The following is a 17,264-nucleotide window of genomic DNA, read 5'->3' on the forward strand; positions in this document are numbered from 1 at the left end:
CGTGCCGCAAGCACAGCCAAACCGGCTTTCAGGCTGCCTGAAAGCCGGTTTGGCCGTCCGTTTGGCAGCCTGAAAAATTATGCCGGCGCCCAAAGCGTTTTTCAGGCTGCCAAGCCCTTACAAAGGATTACAGGAAAGAGTACAATAGGTGCCGTTTGGCCGCGCCGCGGCCGACATCTTCCAGCCATTTTGAATAACGATGACCGCAAAGCAGAGGTTCAGCCATCATGGACGAAAAACTCAATTTTTCTTATCTGTTCGGCTCCAATGCCCCCTACATCGAGGAATTGTACGAGAGCTTTTTGAGCGATCCCAATTCGGTTGATGAGCATTGGCAGCAGTATTTCCGCGAATTGGCCGCCCAGCCGGGCGCAGTGGCGCGCGATGTCGCCCACCGTCCGATTCAGGAATCTTTCGCCAATCTGGCCAAAAACCGTGCCACCGCAGCCGCAGCCGGCAGCATCGACGAAAGCATGCTGCAGAAACAAATCGGCGTGCTGCGCCTGATGTCCGCCTACCGCATCCAGGGTTCCGGCGCCGCCGATCTGGATCCGCTGAAACTGAAAAAACCCCGCCATACCGAAGGCCTCTCCCCCGAAGAACACGGGTTGGACAGCACCGATATGGCGGTTAAATTCAGCGTTGGCAGCCGCGATTTCGGAGGCGGCGAGACCAAGCTCACGCTGGCCGACATCCTGTCCCGGCTGAAAAAAACCTACTGCGGCCACATTGGTGTGGAATACATGCACATCAACAACCGCGAGGAGCGCCACTGGGTTCGCAACTATTTCGAACGCAACCAATCCACCCCCAGCTTCAGCAAAGAGGAAAAACGCTACATCCTGAAGCAGATTACCTCCGTCGAAACGCTGGAACGCTACCTGCACACCAAATATGTCGGCCAGAAACGCTTCGGCGTGGAAGGCGGCGAAAGCGCGATTGTCGGCCTGAACTACCTGATCCAGAATGCCGGCAAAGACGGCGTGGAAGAAGTCATCATCGGTATGGCGCACCGCGGCCGCCTGAACGTGCTGGTCAATACCTTGGGCAAAAAACCCGCCGACCTGTTCGCCGAATTTGAAGGCCGCGCGCCCATCAGCCTGCCCAGCGGCGACGTGAAATACCACATGGGCTTCAGTTCCGACATCGCCACCCCCAACGGCGCGATGCACGTTACGCTGGCGTTCAACCCCTCGCATCTGGAAATCGTCAATCCCGTGGTTGAAGGCTCCACCCGCGCCAAACAACGCCGCCGCGGCAGCGACGGCCGCGCCCAGGTTCTGCCGGTGCTGATTCACGGCGACTCCGCCTTTATCGGCTTGGGCGTGAACCAGGCAACTTTCAATATGTCGAAAACCCGCGGCTACACCACCGGCGGCACCATCCACCTGGTTATCAACAACCAGATCGGCTTTACCACTTCCGACACCCGCGACACCCGCTCCACCGTTTACTGCACCGACATCGCCAAAATGGTCGAAGCGCCGGTATTCCATGTGAACGGCGATGATCCGGAAGCTGTGTGCTACGTTGTTCAGGCTGCCTTGGAGTATCGCCGCCTGTTCAAAAAAGATGTGGTAATCGACGTAGTCTGCTACCGCAAACTCGGCCACAACGAGGGCGACGACCCGACCCTGACCCAGCCGCTGATGTACAAAGCCGTCGCCCAGCATCCCGGCGCACGCGCCATCTACGCCGAAAAACTGGCTGCCGAAGGTGTGGTCAGCACCGAAGAAGCCGAAGGCTACATCCAAGCCTACCGCAGCGCTTTGGACAAAGGCGAACACGTCGAACAAACCCGCCTGACCGACTACGCCAGCAAACACCGCGTAGATTGGAGCAAATACAAAGGCCAGGACTGGCGCGAAAAAGTAGAAAGCGGTCTTTCCCGCGCCGACATCGAACGCTTGGCCGAGAAGTTTACCGCCGTTCCGGCCGATTTCGAACTGCATGCCACCGCCAAGCGCGTGCTGGACGGCCGCCGCGCCATGGCTGCAGGCGAGCAGCCCTTCGACTGGGGCATGGCCGAAACGCTGGCCTATGCCGCAATGGTTACCAACGGCACCGGCGTGCGTATTTCCGGCGAAGACTCCGGCCGCGGTACCTTCTCGCACCGCCATGCCGTGCTGCACGACAAAAACCGCAGCGAAGCGCACAGCGGCAACTATGTTCCGCTGCAGCACATGGCCGAGAACCAGGCTCCGTTCAACGTATTCGATTCGATTCTGAACGAAGAAGCCGTTATGGCGTTCGAATACGGCTATGCCTGCTCCGCCCCCGAAAAACTGGTGATTTGGGAAGCCCAGTTCGGCGATTTTGCCAACGGCGCCCAAGTAACCATCGACCAGTTCCTCTCTTCCGGCGAAACCAAATGGGGGCGCATGTGCGGCCTGACCACCATCCTGCCGCACGGTTACGACGGCCAAGGCCCCGAACACTCCTCCGGCCGTGTCGAGCGCTGGCTGCAGCTGTGTTCCGAGAAAAACATGCAGATCATCATGCCCTCCGAAGCCTCGCAGATGTTCCACATCCTGCGCCGCCAGGTATTGCGCAGCTACCGCAAACCGCTGGTTATCTTCATGTCCAAACGCCTGCTGCGCTTCAAAGACGCCACCAGCCCGCTGGAGAATTTCCTTGGAGGCAATACCTTCCGTCCGGTTATTGGCGACACCGCTGAGCGCAAAGACAACGGCAGCGTGAAACGCGTTATCCTCTGCGCCGGCCAGGTGTATTACGATCTGGCGCAAGGCCGCGAAGAGCGCGGTTTGAACGACAAAGTCGCGATCCTGCGTTTGGAGCAGCTCTACCCGATGCCTTACGAGGAAGCTGCCGCCGAATTGGTGAAATATCCCGGCGCGGAAATCATGTGGGCGCAGGAAGAGCCGAAAAACCAGGGCGCGTGGTACCAAATCCGCCACCGCTTGGAGCGCCTGCTGCAAGAGGGGCAGAAGCTGTCTGTTGCCTCCCGCCCCACCAGCTCTTCTCCCGCCGTCGGCTACGGCAGCCTGCACGCCGCCCAGCTCAAACAGCTGGTGGAAGACGCCCTTACCTTTTAACACAAACCCCCGGCACCGCCCGGTGCCGCAATAAGCGAACAGGCAGCCTGAAAGTTTCAGGCTGCCTGCCCGAAAACCGATTTGGAGTCAAACATGATTGTAGAAGTAAACGTTCCCGTATTTGCCGAAAGTATTTCCGAAGGCACTTTGCTCACTTGGCATAAAAAAGTGGGCGAAAGCGTTGGCCGCGACGAGACCCTGGTGGAAATCGAAACCGACAAAGTGGTTTTGGAAGTGCCCGCGCCTCAAGCCGGCGTGCTGGTTGAAATCATCGTTCAAGACGGCGAAACCGTAACCAGCCAGCAGCTTCTGGCAAAAATCGACACCGAAGCCGCTGCCGCCGCCACTGAGGCGCCTGCTGCCCAAGCCGCTCCTGCCGCACCGGCCGCTGCCCCCGCTTCCAATGCCCAAGCCGGCGTGGCCATGCCTGCCGCCGCCAAACTGGCCGCCGAAAAAGGCGTGGACGTAAACAGCGTGCAAGGCTCCGGCCGCGACGGCCGCGTGCTGAAAGAAGACGTGCAGAACGCACCGGCCGCCGCCAAAGCCGCCGCTCCGCTGCCCGCCGGCGCCCGCCCCGAGCAGCGTGTGCCGATGAGCCGCCTGCGCGCCCGCGTGGCCGAGCGCCTGCTGCAATCCCAGGCCGACAACGCCATCCTCACCACCTTCAACGAAGTGAACATGAAACCGGTGATGGATTTGCGCGCCAAATACAAAGAAAAATTCGAAAAAGAACACGGCGTCAAACTCGGCTTCATGTCCTTCTTTGTCAAAGCCGCCGTTGCCGCGCTGAAAAAATTCCCCGTGGTGAACGCTTCCGTTGACGGCAGCGACATCGTGTACCACGGTTACTTCGACATCGGCATCGCCATCGGCAGCCCGCGCGGTCTCGTCGTGCCGATTCTGCGCGACGCCGACCAAATGAGCATTGCCGACATTGAACGGGCCATCGTCGATTACGCCGTGAAAGCCAAAGACGGCAAAATCGCCATCGAAGATCTGACCGGCGGCACCTTCAGCATCACCAACGGCGGCACCTTCGGCTCGATGATGTCCACTCCGATCATCAACCCGCCGCAGTCTGCTATCTTGGGTATGCACGCCACCAAAGAGCGCGCCGTGGTGGAAAACGGCCAGGTTGTCGTGCGTCCGATGATGTATCTGGCGCTGTCTTACGACCACCGCATCATCGACGGCCGCGAAGCCGTGCTGACCCTGGTAACCATCAAAGACCTGCTGGAAGACCCGGCACGCCTGCTGCTCGATCTCTAATCCGCAGCGCATACGCAGGCAGCCTGAAAACCGGATTTCACGGTTTTCAGGCTGCTTTTTTATCGGTTTGGACTTCGGGTAGGGCGGATATTTTGCCTCTGCAGGCAGTCTGAAAGGCTTTCAGACTGCCTGTGGTGTGTGTTTCAAACGCCGGCGGGTGTTGTGATGGTGCGCGGGGCGCACCCTACGGCTGCAGTACATATGAAAGCAGCCTGAAAACCGGAAAAGGGTTTTTAGGCTGCTTTTTGTCTGCGGCGCCTTAAGGCCGGCGGCAGTAGCGCCATTGGCCGGGTTCCAAGCCCAAATCAAACAGATTCAGGCTGCCGATGGCGGTGCGGACCAGGCGCAGGCAGGGGTAGCCGGCTTGGGCGCACATGCGGCGTACCTGGCGGTTTTTGCCTTCGCTGATGCGGATTTCCAGCCAGAAGTCGGGCACGCTTTTGCGCTCGCGGATCGGCGGGTTGCGCGGCCACAGCAGGGCGGTTTCGTTTTCATCGGGCAGGCGGATTTGGGCGGGGCGGGTGGTGAAGCCGCCCAAGTCCATCGGCTGCTGCAACAGCGCGAGCTTGGCGTCGTCGGGGCTGCCTTCGAGCTGCGCCCAGTAGGTTTTGACGGTTTTGTGGCGCGGGTCGGCGATTTCGGCCTGCAGGCGGCCGTTGTTGGTCAAGAGCAGCAGGCCTTCGCTGTCGGTGTCGAGCCGGCCGGCGGTGTAGTAGCCGGACAGCGGCAGCAGCTCTTTCAGGCTGCGGTGCTTTTCGTGCGGCGAAAACTGGCAGATGTAGCCGTAGGGCTTGTTCAGCGCGATCAGCTCTTGCTCGCGCGGCGTTTCGTTGAGGCGGCGCGGCGGGGCAGGGCGGCGGGGGCGTTGGCGGTTCATGGTGCTGCAGCTTATTTGTCCAGCCCTTCCTGCACCATCTGCGCGGCGCGCAGTACGGCGCGGGCTTTGTTTTGGGTTTCCTGCCATTCGGCTTCTTCCTGCGAGTCGGCGACGATGCCGCCGCCGCTTTGCACGTAGAGCGTGCCGTCTTTGATGACGGCGGTGCGGATGGCGATGGCCAGGTCCATATCGTTGTTAAAGCCCCAGCAGCCGACGGCGCCGCCGTAGATATTGCGTTTTTCCGGCTCCAACTCTTCAATGATTTCCAGCGCGCGTACTTTGGGCGCGCCCGAGAGCGTGCCGGCAGGGAAGGTGGCGGCGAGAATATCCATATTGTTCACGCCGTCTTTCAGGCTGCCTTCGACGTTGGAGACGATGTGCATCACGTGCGAGTATTTTTCGATAACCATTTTGTCGGTTACGCGCACGCTGCCGGTGCGGCTGATGCGGCCGACGTCGTTGCGGCCGAGATCGATCAGCATCACGTGTTCGGCAATTTCTTTTTCGTCGGCCAGAAGTTCGCGCTCGTTTTGCGCGTCTTCTTCGGGGGTGGCGCCGCGCAGGCGGGTGCCGGCAATCGGCCGCACGATGACTTGGTTGCGCTCGCGGCGCACCAGGATTTCGGGCGACGAGCCGACGATATGGAAATCGCCGAAATCGTAGTAGAACATATAGGGCGAGGGGTTGAGCGTGCGCAGGGCGCGGTAGAGCGACAGCGGTTTGTCGGCAAAGGGCAGGCTCATGCGCTGGCTGGGGACGACCTGCATGCAGTCGCCGTCGAGAATATAGTCGCGCACGCGGCGCACGTATTCTTTGTAACGTGCTTCGCCGGTGCGGTGCTGCGGTTCGGTTTTCAGGCTGCCCAGCGACAGCGGGATGGCGACGCTTTGGCGCAGCTGTTCGCGCAGGTTTTCCAGCCGTTCGCGGGCGCGCTCGTAGGCGTTGTCCTGCGCAGGGTCGGCGTAAACGATGAGATAGATTTTGCCGGACAGATTGTCCACCACCGCCAGCTCTTGCGACAGCATCAGCAGGATGTCGGGCGTGCCCAGCGGGTCGGCCTTTTCAGGCTGCTTTAAGCGGTGGGCGATGTGTTCGAAATAATAGATGCTCTCGTAGCCGAAATAGCCGACCAGCCCGCCGGTAAAGCGCGGCAGCTTGGGGATTTCCGGCGTTTTGAAGCGCGCGTGGAACGCTTCGATAAATGCCAGCGGGTTGCCGTCGTGCGTTTCGGTGATTTGGTGGTTTTGATACAGCTCGCTGCGGCAGCCTGAAACTTTGATATAGGTGTCGCAGGGCAGGCCGATAAAGGAATAGCGCCCGAAACGCTCGCCGCCGACCACCGATTCGAGCAGGTAGGAAAACGGCCGGTTGGCGAGTTTGAGATAGAGCGACAGCGGGGTATCAAGGTCGGCCAAGAGTTCCTGCACCAGCGGAATGCGGTTGTAGCCTTGCGCGGCCTGCTCGAGAAATTGGGATTTGCTGATCATGGCGTGTCTTTCGGATGGTAAACGGGGTTTCAGGCTGCCTTGGGCATCGGGGCAGCCTGAAAAACAACAAGACGGTTTTCAGGCTGCCTTTGCGGGTTTAAAACAGGCGCTGCCGTTCGCGGCTGATGTCGAAACCGTGGCCGCTTTGGTTGGTGCAGACGATGCCGCTTTGGTTCACGCGGCACTGCCAGCCGTCACCGCTGACGGTTTCGCCTTTGATTTTACCAAGCAGGCCCAGGCCGTCGGGGTGTTCGGGGGCGGCGCAGAGAACGCGGGCGGGGCCTGTTTTGCGCAGGATGAATTTCACGCCCTGTTCGCAGTATTCCGGGTTTGCGGTGTCGGAAGCGGACGCGGCAGCGTCTTCGTAGCGGGCCAATTGGTGCGGCCGGCGACGGTGCAAAACACGCCGTAGTCGGGATGGATGCCGATATCGACGTCGCCCAGGCAGGTGATGCCGCCGCCAGGCGCATCAAAGGCTTTCGCCGCATAGGCGGCGGGGCAGGCAGTGGCCAGGGCGGCGGCCAGAATCAGGATTTGGCGTTTCATGTTTGTCCTTTCACAGTCCTTTGCGCATCACGCGTTGCGCCAGCGTGTTGGAGATGCGGTTGATCCAGTAGAGCAGCTTGGTTTTGCCGCCCATGATTTGGTAGCGGTTGCGTAAAAAAGCGCGCCAGAATTCGTCTGCCAATTCGTCGGGCGAGATTTTCAGATGGGCGTGTCCCTTGCCTTGCGACATCGGCGTGGCGACCATCGGCGGCATGATTTCAAACACGCGCACGGGTGTGTTTTCCAGCTGCCAGCGCAGAGTTTGGCTCAGGCTGTGCAGCGCGGCTTTGGTGGCGCAATACACGGCGCAGCTTTCCTTGGGCACAATCGCCAAGCCAGACGAAACATTGATCACGGCGGCTTCGCGGCGGGATTTCAAAACGGGCAAAAAGGCGAGCGTGAGCTGGGCGGGGGCGGTGAGATTGGTGTCGATTTCGCGGGCGATGTCGTCGGCGGTTTGGGTATCAAAGGGCTGGGTGTATTGCACGCCGGCGTTGTTCACCAGGATATTTACGTCGGGAAAATCGCGCACCAGCCGTTCGCGGTCGGCGGCTTGGGCAACATCGGCAACGGCAATCAGGCAGCCTGAAAGCTGCACGGCGGCCTGGCGCAGCACGTCTTCGCGTCGGCCGGCCAGAATCACGCGGTTGCCGGCGGCGTGGAATTTTTTGGCCAGCGCAAAGCCGATGCCGGTTGCGCCGCCGGTAATCAGGACGGTGTGTTGGTTGGGATTCATAAATGCGGTTTTTTATGTTTGGGACAAAGGCAGCCTGAAAACGGGAAAACGGCTTTTCAGGCTGCCTTGCGTTTATCGGGGCAGTGGCTCGGACGGCTTTTCAGGCCGACTGACAGTGTGGCTGATGCGTACGAGACTGCCTTGTTTTTCGAAGTGGGTTTCAAAGCTGCGGCTGCTGCCGCAGCCTTCGGTGCTGCTGATGACGCTGACGCTGTCCGCACCGTGGCGGATGAAGCGGTAGCGGTGGCGCGTAGCGGCGCATTGTCCGTCGGGGCGGGCGATATCGCTGCTGCTGTCGGCTTTCGGCAGGATTGAGGGCAGGTAGATGTCGCGCGGGACAGACGAGTTGTTGCCGTGCAAGACGGGGTTGTAGTCGCTCTCGGGAACGTTGGTGCTGACGTAGCCGGTTTGGAAATAGTAGTAGGCCTGCTCGAGCGAGACGGTTTCGATGGCGCAGCGGTAGGCGTCGGTGCCGTCTTTGCTGTAGGTATGCAGGCAGCCAATGCCTGCGTAAAAACCGGTGGCGGCGGCGCTTGGGGCGGTGCCTATCAGGGCGGCGGCAAGGATCAGCAGGGCGGGGCGGGGCAGTTTGGGCATGGGGGCTTTCCGAGCGGGCGGGTCGGGTTGCGCTGTTTTGGCTGTTCAGGCTGCTTTGGCGATGCGCTCAAAGGCAACCTGAAAGCCGTTACAAAACGGTATGGGCGGCTTCGTAGTCGATAATGTCGCGGATTTTGTTTTGAGCGTCCACCAGCACCACTTTCGGGCGGTGGGCGGCGGTTTCCGGCTCGGAAAGCATCACGTAGGACATGATAATCACCACGTCGCCCGGCTGCACCAGCCGCGCGGCGGCGCCGTTGAGGCAGACGGTGCCGCTGCCGCGTTCGCCGGCGATGGTGTAGGTTTCCAGCCGCGCGCCGTTGTTGTTATTGACGATTTGGACTTTTTCATTAACGAGAATGCCGGCGGCATCCAGCAGATCCAAATCGACGGTAACGCTGCCGACGTAGTTGAGATTGGCTTCGGTAACGGTGGCGCGGTGGATCTTGCCGCCGAGCAGGGTGCGGAACATGGTGTGTGTGCTTTCTAATGGAAAAAACGGCGCATTGTACTAAATTTGGCTGGCGGTTTCGACCACGCTTGCAGGCAGCCTGAAAGCCGGTTCAGCGCGAAAAGCGCGCCCAGTCTTCGGCAAAATAGGCCACCAACGCCTGATTGTTGAGATAGTTGGCCTTTACCGGCCGCCGCGCCATATCGGGCGGAAAGCGGAACATCGCTGCAGCTTCGGTGGGGGTGAGGTAGCGGGTGGGCACGTCGAAGCGCTCGGGCGCTTTCAGGCTGCCTTCGCGGGCGGCGAGTACAAAGCCCCATTCGCCGAAGGAAGGCACATAGGCGTGATAGGGCGCGGTGGCAAAACCGGCCGCTTCCAGCGTCGCCACCACCGACCAATAGGCATTGGGGGCAAAATAGGGCGAGGTGGACTGGACGACTACCCGCGCACCGGGATTCAGGCGGCGCGCGAGCATGCGGTACATCGGCACCGAATAGAGCTTGCCGAGGGCGAAATTGGAAGGGTCGGGCAGGTCGATAATCGCCACATCGAAGCTGTCGGTGGCGTTTTCGAGCCATTGCGCGGCATCGGCATTGATAATCTTCAGCTTGGGATGGGCGAGCGAATTGCCGTTTAGGCGGGTGAGTTCGGCCGAGCGGCGGAAAACTTCGGTCATCTCGGCATCCAAGTCCACCAGCACCACCCGCTGCACATCGGGATATTTGAGCACTTCGCGCGCCGCCAGCCCGTCGCCGCCACCGAGTATCAGCACCTGTCCGCGGCGCGGCGCACTCTGCATCGCCGGCAGCACCAGCGCTTCGTGGTAGCGGGCTTCGTCGCGCGAGGAAAACTGCAGGTTGCCGTTGAGATACAGGCGGATGTCGTCCTGCCATTTGGTCAGCACCAGCCGCTGGTAGGGCGTGTGGCGGCGGTACACCACCGGATCGCCGAAATACTTCTCTTCGGCAAAAGAAGCGATGCGCTCGGCGGCGGCGAAAAACGCGCCCAGCACCAACAGCACCAGCCAGCCGCGCAGGTTCAGGCGCAGATAGCGGCGGCCGAGAACGGAACGAAACACGCGGGCGGTCAGCAGCGCCACCGCGGCGTTGAGAATGCCGAACAGCAGCGCCGAGCGCGCCATGCCCAGCCGCGGCGCCAGCAGCAGCGGAAACAGCAGCGACACCGCCAGCGCACCCAGATAGTCGAAAGTCAGCACTTTGGACACCAGCTCTTTAAAGTCGGCGTTATCGCGGTTCAGCACCCGCATCACCAGCGGAATTTCCATGCCCACCACCGTGCCCACCACCAACACCAGCGCATATAAAAGCGTGCGGAACGGCGCCGCCGCCAACCCGAAGGCGACAAACAAAAACAGCGCCGACAGCCCGCCGCACAGCCCCACCAGCAGCTCGATTTCGATAAAGCGCGCCAGCGCGTCGTCTTCTTTGATGTAGCGCGTCAGATGGGCGCCGATGCCCATCGCAAACAGATACAGCCCGATCACCAGCGAATACTGCACGATGCTGTCGCCCAGCAGATAGCTGGCCAGCGCCGCCATCACCAATTCATAGGCGAGGCCGCAGCTGGCGGCGATAAATACGGAAACAATCAGGGCGCGGTGCGGTTTGATCATGGCAAAGGGGCGGGCGGTTTTCAGGCTGCCTGCAGCAGGGCAGCCTGAAAAAACTGCGGGCGGGGAAAAGACGGAAAAACAGGCGTCAGGCAGCCTGAAACGGTTTTACAGCCAGCGGCGGGTGCGGCGGCAGTAGCTGTGGTAGTCGTCGCCGAATTTGGCGGCGAGGATGCGCTCTTCCGGCCGGATCTGATAGCGGTTGATTAGCGCAACAAACAGAACAATACCAAGCCAGGCGGCGGCATTGCCCAGCCACAGCGCCCACGCCGCCAGCAGCAGCGCCATGCCCAGATACATCGGGTTGCGGCTGTAGCGGTAGATGCCGTCGGTAACCACGCGGCTGCTGTTGTGCGGGGTGTGCGGATTAACGGTGGTGCCGTGGCGGCGAAAGGCGATGCCGCCGGCAACAATCACCGCCACGCCGGCCAGCGCCACCGGCCAGGCTGCCCAAGCGGCACCGGCAAAACCGGCGGCAGGCAGCAGGGCGGCGGCTTTCATCAGTGCGGCCACCGCCAGCATCCATACGGGCGGGGGGATTTTCAGTTCCATAGTGTTTGTTGGCGAATGGGAAAAGGCAGCCTGAAAAGCTGCGCGTTAAAAATACCGTTTGGGCAAAGCTGCCGTCATCCGGGTTTTCAGGCTGCCTGAAAAGCTGCGCGGGGCGCTGTGGGTAAAGGCAGTCTGAAAACCGGATTCACGCTTTGGCCAGCGCCGAGGCAATCAGCATCTGGGTGCCGAACCAGCCCCAGTAGATGCGGTGGCGGCGGATTTTGCCGTCGTCGTCCAGCTCCATCAGTTCGAGAATATCGACTTGGCTGCCGTCGGGCGTTTGGCGCGGGTATTCCCATACCAGCAGCCTGCCGGCGGCCAGATAGCGGCCGTCGCGGTACCAGCGCACCAGCTCGTTTGGCCGGCGGCGGCTGCCTTCTTCGAGAAAGGCGAGGATTTCGGCGCGGCCGTGCAGCACGCCGCTGTCGCGCCCGAGTATCACCGGCACCAGCGGCGATTCCAGCTCGGCATCGTCGGCATAAAGGGCAATCAGGGCGGCGGTGTCGCGGTTTTTGGCGGCCTGGTGCCATTGTTCGTAGATATGGTGGGCGGGTTTCATGCGCTTCCTTTCGTTTTCAGGCTGTTTTCGGGTTTCAGGCTGCTTTCGGGTTTCAGGCTGTTTTCGGGTTTCAGGCTGCTTTCGGGTTTCAGGCTGCTTTCGGGTTTCAGGCTGCTTTCGGGTTTCAGGCTGCTTTCAGATGCTGCCGGCTTTTTCGATAACCAGCATCCGCGCTTCGCCGATGGGGTGGGCGACGTGTTCGCAGCCGTTTTGTGCGTGGAAGATGTCGCCGGCGTTCAGGCGGGCGCGGTGTTCGCTGCCGTGTTCGCGCCAGCGCATTTCAACGGCGCCGTCCAATACGGCAAACACTTCTTCGCCGTCGTTGGTATGCCAGCGGTAGGGCTGGTCGCTCCAATGCAGGCGGACGGTGGTGTTGCCGGCAAAGGCGGCGATGTTAAGCGCGCCCCACGGGCGATCGGCGGTGAAATCGGCGGCGGTGATGATGCGTTGGTTCATGGTCGGGTTGGGTTTGGGGCGAGACAAAAGGCAGCCTGAAAAGTTTTCAGGCTGCCTTGGGCTTGGTTATTTCCAATGCCAGTACCAGCCGGCGAAAAGCGAGCAGCCGTTGGCGAGTTTGCAGTGGGCCAGCCAGATAATCACCAGCACGGTGGCGGTGGCGGCAATATAGGCGAGATTGGATTTCAGGCTGCGCGGCGGGTTTTTGGTGCAGACAAAGCCGAGTACCACGTACACCACCACCAATAGCAGCTTGTAGGCCAGCCAGCGGGCGTTGCCGAAGGGCGATGCGGCGGTGATCGCCATCAGCATCATGCCGGTAAACAGCAGTAGGGTGTCGTTGATATGGGGGATGTAGCGCAGCCAGACGTTGAGCGGTTTGTCGGGGCGCCAGATTTTCAGCCAGAAGCGCAGGTTGAACAGGCTCAGGCTGATGATGATGATGACGTGGTGGAGTTGTTTGGTGTCCAGATAAAATTCGGCAAGTTCGCCCATGGGCTGCTGTCCTTCCTTTTGGTGCGGTCTGCTGCGGCGCTCGGCCGCAAAGCGGCGGATTTTACCGTATCTGCCGCTAAAAAGGCAGCCTGAAAAAGTTTTCAGGCTGCCTTTGCGCTTTACTGCCGATCGGGCGGGACGGGTTTAGTTTTTCTCCTGATCGACCAGTTTGTTTTTGGCGATCCACGGCATCATGCCGCGCAGCTGGGCGCCGACTTTTTCGATTTGGTGATCGGCGTTTAAGCGGCGGCGGGCGGTCATGCTCGGGTAGTTGGCCGCGCCTTCCTGGATGAACATTTTGGCGTATTCGCCGCTTTGGATGCGGTAGAGCGCTTTTTTCATCGCTTCTTTGGTGGCGGCGGTGATGACTTCGGGGCCGGTAACGTATTCGCCGTATTCGGCGTTGTTGGAAATCGAGTAGTTCATGTTGGCGATGCCGCCTTCGTACATCAAATCAACGATGAGTTTCAATTCGTGCAGGCACTCGAAGTAGGCCATTTCGGGGGCGTAGCCGGCTTCCACCAGGGTTTCGAAACCGCATTTCACCAGCTCGACCGCGCCGCCGCACAATACGGCCTGTTCGCCGAAGAGGTCGGTTTCGGTTTCTTCGCGGAAGTTGGTTTCAATCACGCCGCCTTTGGTGCCGCCGTTGGCTGCGGCGTAAGAAAGGGCGATGTCGCGGGCTTTGCCGGATTTGTCTTGGTAAACGGCAATCAGCGAGGGCACGCCGCCGCCTTTGAGAAATTCACTGCGCACGGTGTGGCCGGGGCCTTTGGGGGCAACCATGATGACGTCCAAATCTTCGCGCGGCACGATTTGGTTGTAGTGCACGTTAAAGCCGTGGGCAAAGGCCAAAGTGGCGCCCTGTTTCAGATTGGGCGCGATTTCGTTTTTGTAAACCACGGGCTGGTTTTCGTCGGGCAGCAGAATCATCACCACATCGGCTTTTTTGGTGGCATCGGCCACGGACAATACTTCAAAGCCGGCGGCTTCGGCTTTTTTCCATGAGCCGCCTTGGCGCAGGCCGATCACCACGTTTACGCCGGAGTCTTTCAGGTTGGCGGCGTGGGCGTGGCCTTGCGAGCCGTAGCCGATGATGGCAACGGTTTTGCCTTTGATCAGGGAGAGGTCGGCGTCTTTGTCGTAATACACTTTCATGGGGAATCCTTTATGGTAGAAACGGCGGCATCTGCCGCAAAAAATACTGCGGATAAAGCGGATAAAACAGACATTGCCCCTGCCTTGCCGGTAGCGGCGCCGCCCTGATGCGGCGGCGCCCTTAATCTATCCGGCCTGCAGCCCGCTTAAGATGGGGAGCGGGCTGCGCTGCGGCGCTTCTGGCGCGGCAAATCCGGCAAAGGCGCAACGGGCGCGAATATACACTAATTTTGCCGTTTCAGGCAGCCTGAAAGCGGCTTTGCGCCACGCTTAGGCAGGCAGAAAGCGCGCTTTGTGGCAGAATAGCGGCTTTCAATAGACAAAGGAGCAAAACATGCAGCAGGCATGGGTATATTGGGCGCTGGCTTCGGCAGTATTCGCGGCGCTGACGGCGGTATTCGCCAAACTCGGGCTGCAGGGCATCGACTCGGATTTCGCCACCTTTATCCGCACCATCGTGATCCTGCTGGCGCTGGCGGCCTTTCTTACCTACGCTCACAAATGGCAGCCGCTGACGGCGGTGGGCGGGCGCCAATGGCTGTTTCTGGTGCTTTCCGGCCTGGCCACCGGCGCATCGTGGCTGGCGTATTTCAAGGCGCTGCAGATGGGCAATGCTTCGCAGGTGGCGCCGATCGACAAAATGAGCGTGGTGCTGGTGGCGCTGTTCGCCTTTGTCTTTCTCGGTGAGCGGCCGGACGGGCGCGAATGGCTGGGCATCGCGCTGGTCGGCGCCGGCGTGCTGGTGCTGGCAATCAAGCGCTGACGGTTTTTACAGCGGCAAAACGGCTTTCAGGCAGCCTGAAAGCCGTTTTTTCGTTTTCAGGCTGCCTGTTTGATTGGATGGGCGGCGCAACGGTATTGGCAAGCGTTTTTCAAGCGTCGTTTGCACGCCAAGAAAATTTCCGCCGGCGCGGGAATCGGGGGGCGATAAAAGTTTCAGGCTGCCTTGAGCTAAGGCAGCCTGAAAACTGTTTTAGTGCGGTTTTTCCGATTCGGGTTTTTCCGATTCGGGTTTTTCCGATTCGGGTTTTTCCGATTCGGGCTTTTCCGATTCGGGCTTTTCCGATTCGGGCTTTTCCGATTCGGGCTTTTCCGGTTCGGCTTCTTTTGCTCCCGTTCCATCTGCAGCCGGTTTGTCCGCATCCGCTTTATCCGGGCTGCCGCTTGTCTGCGCTTTGGGGCGGACAAACAGCAGCGCCAGCGCCAGCAGGGCGGCGCTGCCGATCAGGGGCAGCGAGCCGCCTGTTTTCATATAGGGCGTTTCGCCGTGCATGCCCTGCACATAGCCTTCGAGTACGGTGGCGGTTTGCGGGCGGCTGAGTTTGATGACCTGACCCTGCGGCGAAACGATGGCGGTGGCGCCGGTATTGGTGGCGCGGATCATGTAGCGGCCGAGTTCCAAGGCGCGCGCCTGCGACTGCTGCAGCTGCTGCCACATGGCGTTGGAGCCGCCGAACCAGGCCAGGTTGCTGATGTTGGCCAGAAGGGTGGAGTGGCGGGCGGATTCGATCAGCTCGTCGCCAAAGCCGTCTTCGTAGCAGATGTTGAAGGCGACTTTCTGACCGGCCATATCAAAGGGTTTTTGCGCCGCACCGCCGCGTTGGAAGTCGCCCAGCGGCATATCGATAAAGCGGTACACCGGCTCGCTGATCGCCGGCAGCGGCTTGTATTCGCCAAAGGGCACCAGATGGTTTTTGGCGTAAAGCTGGAAACGGTCGGGATGCTCGGAATCGTAGTCCTGCAGGTTGATGGCGGCGTTCAGGTAGTTTTGGCCGTCGTCGGTTAGCACCGGCACGCCCAGCGCCAGCGCGCTGCCGTTGCGCTTGGCCGCTTCGGCGAACACTTCGATCAGGCCGGGTTCGAGCTGGCTGAGAAACTGCGGAAAGGCGGTTTCGGGCAGCACGACAATCTGCGCGCGGCTGGAAGAAACCAGCTCGTAGTAGCGGCGGTAGGTTTCCGCCAGGCGGTCGGGGTCGAACTTAAACTGCTGCTCGATATTGCCCTGCACCAGGCCGACGCTGACCGGCTGCCCTTCGCCGCGGGTAAAGCCGATGCCGCGCAGCACATGGCCGCTGGAGAGCAGCGCCAGCGCGGCGGCGGCAAACAGCAGCCGCTGGCGCAAAATGCAGTTGTTCACTGCCAGCACCAGCCAGCCGGCCAGCAGCACGGTGGCCAGCGTCACCAAATGGATGCCGCCCACCGGTGCGAAACCGGCCAGCGGGCTGGCATCGGCGATTTGCGAATAGCCGACCGCGCCCCAGCCGAAGCCGGTCAGCACCCGTTCGCGGGCAAATTCCGCCAGCGTCCACAGCAGCGGCAGCACGATGCCGGTTTGCGCCCAGCGCGGCAGACGGTATTTTTCCAGCAGCCAAAATACTGCGGCCGGATACAGCGCGAGAAAGGCCGGCAGCAGCAGGGTGAGCGGCACGGCGTAGATTTCCGGCATGCCGCCGATGTCGTGCATCGACGTGTGTATCCACCAAAACTGGCTGCCGTAGGCCACCAGCCCGAACCAGTAGCCCGAAGAAACGCGCCGCTGCGGCTTGAGCTCGGTCAGGCGGAACAACACCGCCAGCAGCAGCGGCATCAGCCAGAAATGGTAATAGGGCGCGAAAGCCAGCGGCGTGGTGGCGGCCAGCGCGGTGAGCAGCAGAAAATACAGCCACGGCTTCTGCCAGTGGCGTTCAAGGGGGGAAGGATGGTCGGTCATGGTGATTATTCGTCTTTCAGGCTGCCTGTGGTGTTCAGGCAGCGGTGCGGCATGGGGGAAAGCGCCCGCAGCCTGTAAGGATTCGGCTCGGTTCGGGCGGTGCGGAATTGTCGGTACTCGCTGCCGCAGCGTCAAGATAGCGGCCGGATAGGACGGACGAAACTGGCGGCTTTGCCACGCTGCGCGGTTTTTCAGGCTGCTTTTGGCTTTCAGGCTGCTTTTCAAACGGCCTTTGGATGTTTCAGGCTGCCTTAATCCGCCGCCGCTTCGGTTTCGCCGCTGCTTTCAGGCTGCCCGAGCAGGCCGTCGAGTATGCTGCATTGCGGGCATTCGTCGCCGCGGCAGGCGTCGTGCCAGCGCTGCAGGGTGGCGCGCATGGCGTTTAGGCGGCGGATTTGGGCGTCGAGTTCGGCGATGTGCGCGGCGGTCAGTGCTTTGACGGTGCGGCTGCTGCGGCCGCTATCGTCGTTCAGCGCCAGCAGTTCGGCAGTCTGCGGCAGCGAAAAGCCGACTTCGCGGGCGTGGCGGATAAAGTTGAGCCGCGCCAAATCGCCGCTGCCGTAGCGGCGGTAGCCGTTGGCGGCGCGTTCGGCCGGCGGCAGCAGGCCGGCTTTTTCGTAGTCGCGGATTTGTTTGGCGCTCAAACCGGTGGCGCGGGCGGCCTGGCTGATGTTCATGGGCTTGA

The 17,264-nt window shown here is 60.8% G+C and carries 18 protein-coding genes; 3 read left to right on the forward strand and 15 right to left on the reverse strand.

Features of this window, described 5'->3' with window-relative positions:
- Positions 1–224 precede the first annotated feature (224 nt).
- Entirely contained in the window at positions 225–3,056 is a 2,832-nt protein-coding gene (locus OP500_RS09730) for a 2-oxoglutarate dehydrogenase E1 component (protein ID WP_238744985.1), read from the forward strand.
- A gap of 93 nt (positions 3,057–3,149) precedes the next feature.
- Complete coding sequence (gene odhB / locus OP500_RS09735) at positions 3,150–4,325, forward strand: 2-oxoglutarate dehydrogenase complex dihydrolipoyllysine-residue succinyltransferase (RefSeq protein WP_238744827.1); 1,176 nt, start codon at positions 3,150–3,152, stop codon at positions 4,323–4,325.
- A 259-nt stretch (positions 4,326–4,584) separates the two neighbouring features.
- Here the strand turns inward: odhB and OP500_RS09740 are convergent, their stop codons facing one another.
- From OP500_RS09740 to ilvC, 13 genes are all read right to left on the reverse strand, one after another.
- A complete protein-coding gene (locus OP500_RS09740) occupies positions 4,585–5,202 on the reverse strand; it encodes a pseudouridine synthase (protein WP_238744825.1) in 618 nt (205 codons plus the stop codon).
- A gap of 11 nt (positions 5,203–5,213) precedes the next feature.
- Positions 5,214–6,689 (reverse strand): anthranilate synthase component I, encoded by a 1,476-nt coding sequence (gene trpE, locus OP500_RS09745; RefSeq protein WP_238744823.1) that lies wholly within the window; start codon positions 6,687–6,689, stop codon positions 5,214–5,216.
- A 97-nt stretch (positions 6,690–6,786) separates the two neighbouring features.
- Complete coding sequence (locus OP500_RS09750; protein ID WP_274070818.1) at positions 6,787–6,996, reverse strand: DUF6636 domain-containing protein; 210 nt, start codon at positions 6,994–6,996, stop codon at positions 6,787–6,789.
- Positions 6,993–7,235 carry a hypothetical protein gene (locus OP500_RS09755; RefSeq protein WP_274070819.1) on the reverse strand — a complete coding sequence of 81 codons (243 nt, stop codon included), beginning with the start codon at positions 7,233–7,235 and terminating at the stop codon, positions 6,993–6,995. Before OP500_RS09755 ends, OP500_RS09750 begins: the two co-directional genes overlap by 4 nt.
- Positions 7,236–7,245: 10 nt before the next feature.
- Entirely contained in the window at positions 7,246–7,971 is a 726-nt protein-coding gene (locus OP500_RS09760; protein WP_274070820.1) for an SDR family oxidoreductase, read from the reverse strand.
- Positions 7,972–8,043: 72 nt separating this feature from the next.
- A complete protein-coding gene (locus tag OP500_RS09765; RefSeq protein ID WP_274070821.1) occupies positions 8,044–8,568 on the reverse strand; it encodes a hypothetical protein in 525 nt (174 codons plus the stop codon).
- A gap of 88 nt (positions 8,569–8,656) precedes the next feature.
- Complete coding sequence (gene panD, locus OP500_RS09770; RefSeq protein WP_274070822.1) at positions 8,657–9,040, reverse strand: aspartate 1-decarboxylase; 384 nt, start codon at positions 9,038–9,040, stop codon at positions 8,657–8,659.
- Between the two features lie 91 nt (positions 9,041–9,131).
- Entirely contained in the window at positions 9,132–10,649 is a 1,518-nt protein-coding gene (locus tag OP500_RS09775; protein ID WP_274070847.1) for a polyamine aminopropyltransferase, read from the reverse strand.
- Between the two features lie 108 nt (positions 10,650–10,757).
- Entirely contained in the window at positions 10,758–11,201 is a 444-nt protein-coding gene (locus OP500_RS09780) for a methyltransferase family protein (RefSeq protein WP_274070823.1), read from the reverse strand.
- A gap of 145 nt (positions 11,202–11,346) precedes the next feature.
- Entirely contained in the window at positions 11,347–11,760 is a 414-nt protein-coding gene (locus OP500_RS09785) for a nuclear transport factor 2 family protein (RefSeq protein ID WP_274070824.1), read from the reverse strand.
- 135 nt (positions 11,761–11,895) lie between these two features.
- A complete protein-coding gene (locus tag OP500_RS09790; RefSeq protein WP_274070848.1) occupies positions 11,896–12,216 on the reverse strand; it encodes a cupin in 321 nt (106 codons plus the stop codon).
- 66 nt (positions 12,217–12,282) lie between these two features.
- On the reverse strand, positions 12,283–12,711 hold the full coding sequence (locus tag OP500_RS09795; protein ID WP_274070825.1) for a SirB2 family protein: 429 nt from the start codon (positions 12,709–12,711) through the stop codon (positions 12,283–12,285).
- Between the two features lie 144 nt (positions 12,712–12,855).
- Positions 12,856–13,869, reverse strand: coding sequence for a ketol-acid reductoisomerase (gene ilvC / locus OP500_RS09800; protein WP_238744807.1), 1,014 nt, complete (start codon positions 13,867–13,869; stop codon positions 12,856–12,858).
- A 334-nt stretch (positions 13,870–14,203) separates the two neighbouring features.
- Between ilvC and OP500_RS09805 the strand changes: the two genes are divergently transcribed.
- The gene (locus tag OP500_RS09805; RefSeq protein ID WP_238744805.1) at positions 14,204–14,632 is read left to right on the forward strand and encodes an EamA family transporter; all 429 of its coding nucleotides are present in this window, start codon (positions 14,204–14,206) and stop codon (positions 14,630–14,632) included.
- Between the two features lie 210 nt (positions 14,633–14,842).
- Here OP500_RS09805 and lnt read toward each other — a convergent pair whose 3' ends face one another.
- Together lnt and OP500_RS09815 are read right to left on the reverse strand one after the other, a co-directional pair.
- Positions 14,843–16,579 (reverse strand): apolipoprotein N-acyltransferase, encoded by a 1,737-nt coding sequence (gene lnt, locus OP500_RS09810; protein WP_274070849.1) that lies wholly within the window; start codon positions 16,577–16,579, stop codon positions 14,843–14,845.
- A 251-nt stretch (positions 16,580–16,830) separates the two neighbouring features.
- Positions 16,831–17,256: a Cu(I)-responsive transcriptional regulator gene (locus OP500_RS09815; protein WP_274070826.1), complete on the reverse strand. Its 426-nt coding sequence runs from the start codon at positions 17,254–17,256 to the stop codon at positions 16,831–16,833.
- Between the last annotated feature and the right edge of the window lie 8 nt (positions 17,257–17,264).

The sequence above is a fragment of the Kingella sp. SNUBH-2017 genome, assembly GCF_028680565.1.
Classification (GTDB): domain Bacteria; phylum Pseudomonadota; class Gammaproteobacteria; order Burkholderiales; family Neisseriaceae; genus Kingella_D; species Kingella_D pumchi.